Annotated in this window: 5 protein-coding genes and 2 pseudogenes; 2 read left to right on the plus strand and 5 right to left on the minus strand. The window is 61.0% G+C overall.

Annotated features, from left to right (window positions below):
• Window positions 1-36 precede the first annotated feature (36 nt).
• Window positions 37-168 (plus strand): annotated as a pseudogene (locus NW855_RS05885) (hypothetical protein); the annotation flags it as partial.
• Between the two features lie 75 nt (window positions 169-243).
• Here the strand turns inward: NW855_RS05885 and tsaE are convergent.
• Window positions 244-864, minus strand: coding sequence for a tRNA (adenosine(37)-N6)-threonylcarbamoyltransferase complex ATPase subunit type 1 TsaE (tsaE, locus tag NW855_RS05890; protein WP_099812231.1), 621 nt, complete (start codon window positions 862-864; stop codon window positions 244-246).
• Window positions 865-867: 3 nt separating this feature from the next.
• Window positions 868-1,722 carry a prolipoprotein diacylglyceryl transferase gene (gene lgt, locus NW855_RS05895; RefSeq protein ID WP_011429964.1) on the minus strand — a complete coding sequence of 285 codons (855 nt, stop codon included), beginning with the start codon at window positions 1,720-1,722 and terminating at the stop codon, window positions 868-870.
• 219 nt (window positions 1,723-1,941) lie between these two features.
• Here lgt and recA point away from each other — a divergent pair, with 219 nt between their 5' ends.
• Window positions 1,942-3,066 (plus strand): recombinase RecA, encoded by a 1,125-nt coding sequence (recA, locus tag NW855_RS05900; RefSeq protein WP_099812230.1) that lies wholly within the window; start codon window positions 1,942-1,944, stop codon window positions 3,064-3,066.
• A 15-nt stretch (window positions 3,067-3,081) separates the two neighbouring features.
• On the opposite strand, the gene NW855_RS05905 is transcribed toward recA, so the two are convergent.
• The 3 genes and pseudogenes from NW855_RS05905 to NW855_RS05915 all read right to left on the minus strand — a co-directional run.
• On the minus strand, window positions 3,082-3,894 hold the full coding sequence (locus NW855_RS05905) for a TrmH family RNA methyltransferase (protein WP_011429966.1): 813 nt from the start codon (window positions 3,892-3,894) through the stop codon (window positions 3,082-3,084).
• Between the two features lie 33 nt (window positions 3,895-3,927).
• Window positions 3,928-5,274, minus strand: coding sequence for a 16S rRNA (cytosine(967)-C(5))-methyltransferase (locus tag NW855_RS05910; RefSeq protein WP_011429967.1), 1,347 nt, complete (start codon window positions 5,272-5,274; stop codon window positions 3,928-3,930).
• A gap of 136 nt (window positions 5,275-5,410) precedes the next feature.
• Window positions 5,411-5,543: pseudogene (locus NW855_RS05915) on the minus strand (IS200/IS605 family transposase); the annotation flags it as partial.
• Between the last annotated feature and the right edge of the window lie 278 nt (window positions 5,544-5,821).

Below are 5,821 nucleotides of genomic sequence, written 5' to 3' on the forward strand. Positions count from 1 at the left end.
CTGGCGCTTTACTACCTTACCCCCACCTCAACCCATATGTCAATACCACCCACCAGCCAACGCTTGGATAAGGAGCGTTATGGGTGGCTGCAGGTAGCCCGGGGCAATGCGACTCTGAACGGGCTGCCCTTGCGAGAAGGGGATGGCGTGGCTATTGCCGAGGAAAGTGAGCTCCGTCTTTTCAGTTGCGCGAGTTTTGGCTCTTGGGTTGAGGGTAAGTCCATACGAATTCGGGATCCCCTTTCAGGAGGAGAAGAGAATCCCGTTCTCTTGAGGGTCTTGCTGGGTGAATTGAGAGAGAACTTGTTGCCAAAGGTGGGCGAGCTGGGATCCTTTGCCCTTGGCATACAGCAGGCGGGATCCCTCTGCCTGGGGATGGGCTTCTAGGCACAGCCAGAGGTAGGTTGCTGGCCAGTAGGGCAGGTACTGAGGCCACTCGATGGCGGTGATCCCAGCTTGGCTCCAAAGTTCTTCCAGCCCCAGATCGTCCAGAGCTGAGGACTCGGCTCCGCCAGAGGCGGACTCTAGACGGTAGAGATCGCAATGAAAAAGAGGGATCCGTCCCGTGTGGTATTCCTGCACCAGCACGAAGGTGGGGCTGTCGATGGGCTCCGGGATCCCCAGCCCTTGCCCCAGCCCCTGCACAAAGGTGGTTTTGCCGCTGCCCAGATTGCCCTCTAGAAGGATCACCAGGCCGGGAGGGGAGTCTGTCTTGCTCCTGCGCTGGGGGCTGTGTTGCGGGCCTCTGAGGAGGCGAACGGCGGCCTGAGCCACCAGGGCCGCCAGCGATTGGGTGGCAGCGGCAGAGGACAACACCAGAGGGGAAGCTTGTTGCCAAAGCTCTTCATCTCGTGCGCTCGCCATGGCTTACGGCTCCTTCGGGGGGTGCTCAGGGGCAGGGATCCCTGTCGAGAGAGCGGGTGAGGGCCTCACTGGGCTCAGGTGAGCAGAAGCACGTCTTTGAGCGGTCAGCATCAGGGCCAGGCCAGCTCCGATGAGCAGTAGGCTCACCCCCTGGGCCACCCGCAGGGGCCCCAGCATGAGGCTGTCGGCGCGCAGCCCCTCGATCCAGAAGCGTCCAAGACTATACCCCAGCAGGTAGAGGCCCAGGAGGCTACCGGGCGGAGGCTGGCGCCGATAGTTCAAAAAGAGCAGGATCCCGAAGAGGCCGAGGTTCCAGAGGGATTCGTACAAAAAAGTGGGATGCACGCGGGATCCGTCGGGGAGCTGCAGTTGGATCCACAGAGAACTAGCCGGAGACAAAGCCTTTCCATAGGCCTCGTTGTTGAAGAAGTTGCCCCAGCGACCGATGCTCTGGCCAAGGCTGAGGGAAGGAACGATGCAATCGGCCAGCAGCCAGAAGTTGAGCCGATGCCGGTGGGCAAACAGGTAAAGCGCTGCAGTGCCCCCGAGCAAAGCGCCATGGATGGCCATTCCCCCCTGCCAGAGGGCCAGGACTTTCCACCAAGGGCCATCTCGATATCGCTCCCACTCAAAAGCCACGTAGTAAAAACGGGCAAGGGGCAGGGATCCCACCACCAGCCACGGCAGCAGATCGGACATGGAATTGGGGGGAAGACCGCGCCGTGCCGCCAGGTGGCGAGCTAGAAACAGGCCCAAAACGGTTGCTAAGCCGATCAGCAGGCCATACCAGCGTAGGCTGAATGGCCCCCAGCTAAACACAATTGGACCGGGGGATCGCAACACCAGGGTCGTGAACACGGCAGTATTCCTAAACCGGTCTTTCTAGCTCACTCTACCTGTTCTGCGACCCTCACCCCCAACCCCTCTCCCTCAGGGAGAGGGGAGCTTGGAACCGAGGCAAGGTACGAGCTGACTGCAATTGGAGGGAGATCAAGGGATCCGCTGGGGGCAACAAGGCGACAATGTTAGAATGCAGGCTTGATTTTCCACCGCGACTCCTGGGGGAGGGTGCTGGTTATGGCCCGCAAAGCTGCCGACGTGAACAACGGCGACGACTTGGACAAGTTGAAGTCGGAGAAACGCAAAGCTCTGGATCAGGTGTTGGGCCAGATCGAGCGCAATTTTGGCAAAGGGGCGATCATGCGCCTGGGAGATGCGGCCCAGATGCGGGTGGAGACCATACCCAGCGGCGCTATCACCCTCGACTTGGCCATGGGCGGTGGCTACCCCAAGGGGCGAATCATCGAAGTCTTCGGGCCGGAATCTTCTGGGAAAACCTCGGTTGCTCTGCACGCCATCGCTGAGGTGCAAAAGCGAGGGGGAACGGCTGCTTTTGTGGATGCCGAGCACGCGCTGGATCCCGCCTACGCGGCGGCTTTGGGGGTAGATATCCAGAATCTGCTCATCTCCCAGCCGGACACGGGGGAGGCCGCCCTGGAGATTGTCGATCAACTGGTGCGCTCTGCTGCTGTGGACATTGTGGTGGTGGACTCGGTGGCAGCGTTGGTTCCCCGCGCCGAGATCGAGGGGGATATGGGAGACGCCCATGTGGGGTTACAGGCCCGCCTGATGAGCCAAGCGCTGCGCAAGATTGCCGGCAACGTCAGCAAAACCGGGTCAATTGTTCTGTTCCTCAACCAGTTGCGCTCCAAAATCGGCGGCATCGGCTACGGCCCCCAGGAAACCACCACTGGCGGCAATGCCCTCAAGTTCTATGCGTCGGTGCGGCTGGATATTCGCCGCGTGCAAACTCTGAAGAAAGGTGCTGAAGAATACGGGATCCGGGCGCGGGTCAAGGTGGTGAAAAACAAAGTTGCTCCCCCATTCCGGCGGGCAGAATTCGACATCATCTTCGGCCAGGGCATCTCCAACATCGGCTGCATTGTCGATCTGGCCGAGGAGATGGGCATTCTCAAACGACGCGGTTCCTGGTACAGCTACAAAGAGGAAAATGTGGCCCAAGGGAGAGACAATCTGGTCGTTTACCTGAAAGAAAAGCCGGAGATCCTGGCGGAGGTGGAAGCGGCTGTGCGGGAAAAACTTTCTGCAGGGGTAACGGTTTCTGCCAGCCGACCGGGGGGGATAGAGGAGGGAGAGCAGGAAGAGGTTGAGGCCCCCATCTTTGCAGATGAGGAGTTTTGAAACGAGGGCGGCTCTTCAAGCTGTGCCTCTCAACTGGGCTCGCTGCTGGCGCAAAGCTTCGTAGAGCAGCAATCCCCCGGTCATGGCCACGTTGAGGGACTCGACGCCAGCAGCCATCGGGATCCGCACCTGGGCATCGGCCAGTTGGATCGTCGATTCCTGCAGGCCAGCCCCTTCGTTGCCCAAGAGAAAAAGGGTTGGCCGAGTGAGGTCGTGATCCCAGTAACAGGTGGCCAGAGGGGCGAGGGTGGCGGCCAAAACTTGGATCCCTTGGCGACGACAGGACTGGATCCAGGCGGGCAAGTCAGAGAGAACCTGAGGCGGGCGGCGAAACCACTGGCCGGCGGAGGCCCGCAGGACTTTGGGGTTTTCCGGATCGACGCTGTCTGCGCTTAGCCAGAGGCCATCGGCTCCGGTGGCCGCCACGACGCGGATCAGGGATCCCAAATTACCTGGATCTTGCAGCGTTTCGACCACCAAGCCCAGGCGCAGCGCCTCTGGGGGAGGGGAGGCGATTTGCCGGCTAACGGCCACAGCTACAACCCCTTCCGGAGACTCGGTCGTAGAGAGGGCCGCCATCACTTCCAAGCTGACGGCCTGCCGCCGCAGATGCTTGGGCAGGCTGGCCAACAAGCGGGGGTGACGCTCAGCCCAGTCGAAGGTGTAGCAGACAGCTCGCAGAGGCCAGCCGACCCCCAGCGCCTCTTCGAGGAGGTGGGATCCCTCGACCAGGAAGGCGCCCTGCTCTCGCCGGCCTTTGCTGCGGTGCAACTGCCGCAACTGTCGGATCCAAGGGTTTTTGGGGCTGGTGAGCAGCTCAGAAGCCATGCGGAGGAAGAGGAGAGATGGGGCGGGGAAGGCTTAATCGCGGCGACGCAACCGTTGGATAAAAAATCCATCCCGATCCTGGCGATGAGGCCAGATGAGCAGGGGATCCCCTTCGGCAGCCCAGTGGGGATGCCGGTTCAGAAAAGACTGGATGACTGCCTCGTTTTCGGCAGGATGCAGGGTGCAGGTGGCGTACACCAACAGTCCGCCCGGCTTGAGCCACCGGGCTGCCACCTGCAGAAGCTGAGCTTGCAGATGGGCCAGCTCTTGAATCTGGGCGGGGGTTTGCCGCCAGCGGGCGTCGGCGTGGCGGTGCAGGGTGCCCAAGCCGGAGCAGGGGGCATCCAACAACACTCGGTCGGCGCTCTGCCACGGGGGCAGGGGTGCAGGAGGTTCGGCAGCGGCGTCCAGGGAGAGCAGGTCGATGGCCAGGGGACGGATCGAGCTCAAGCCCAAGCGCTGCACATTTTCCTCTAGGCGGCGCAGGCGGTGGGGATGGCGGTCCAGGGCCCAGATCTCGCCGCGATCCTGCATCTGCTCGGCCATATGCGTGGTCTTGCCGCCCGGAGCGGCGCAGCAGTCGATGACTCGCTCTCCCGGCTGGGGATCCAGATAGTGCACCACCTGCTGGGCGCTGGCATCCTGAACGCTCCACCAGCCTTGGGCAAAGCCGGGCAGGGCCGTGATGTCGCCGGCATGTTGTCCCAGGCGCAGGGCGCCCGGCACCTCAGGGATGGGTGAGGCAGGGATCCCCGCTTCTGCCAAGGCTTGGATGACTTTGTCCACATCCGCCCGCAGCGGGTTGACCCGCAGATCCAGGTGGGGCGGCTGGTTGAACCAGGCGCACAACTGCTCGGTCTCGGCTGGTCCCAGGCGCTCCCACCAGAGGCGCACCAGCCAATCGGGAAAGCTATGCCGGATCCCCAAGGCCTGAATCGGGTCAGTGGGCAGAGTGTCCTGCAAGGGCTTGAGGGGATCCTTTTCCGCCCCATCCAACGCTTGCCGCTGGTAGGCGCGCAAGATGCCGTTGACTACCCCCGTCAGGGATCCCAGGCCCACCTGGCGGGCCAGCTCCACGCTGGTGTGAATGGCGGCCCTGGGCGGGATGTGATCCAGAAAAGCCAGTTGGTAGAAGCCAAGGTAGAGAATCAGCCGCAAATCGAGCGGTTGCTGGTGGGCGGGGCGCCGGGCAAAGCAGTCGATCAGGGCATCAAGGGTGCGGCGACGGCGGGTAATCCCATACACCAACTCGCTGACCAGGTGGCAGTCGGCAGGGATCAGGCGGCTATGGGCCAACAAGTGTTCTAGCACCACGTCGGCATAGGCGTTGTGCCGCTCGATCTTCTGCAGAGCCAAGAGGGCCAGTTGACGCGCGTTCATGGCCGCTCCAAAAAAGATCAGGTTGCTTCCCGACACAAAAGGATAGCTTGGTAGCCCCGCACTTGAGTGCGCGCCGGAAAAGCCCGCTAGCCACTTTAGTCGCTTACCCATGATGGGGGTCGTTGATATAGTTTCATAGCTCAAACAACCTCTTCCTGACTTCTCCCACCAAGACCTCTTTCCTTACTCTTTGGCCAAAAAATAAGATAAACAACCGCTAGCCCCACACCATGGTTGTAGTGATTGTACCGTTGACTTTCCTCTCGCACTATCGCTTGCCCATGTCAGACTGCGGTTGTCATGCCGCTTGCCAACAATGATGGAGTACGGCTGTCAGCAGGTTCGAGTCAGGAACAGGGAGCTAGTCCCCCTATTAGAGTACTTGTGTCAACAGTCTAATAAGGTGTACAACTGTGCTTTGTACTATGCGAGACAAGTCTATTTCAAAACGAAGCGATGGGCAAGCTATGGTGAGCTTTGCGCTGAGATGGTGAGAACCCAAAACAAGCACTTCATCGCAATGTATGTCTCCGCCGCACAACAGACC

The organism is Synechococcus sp. RC10B2, assembly GCF_047502635.1.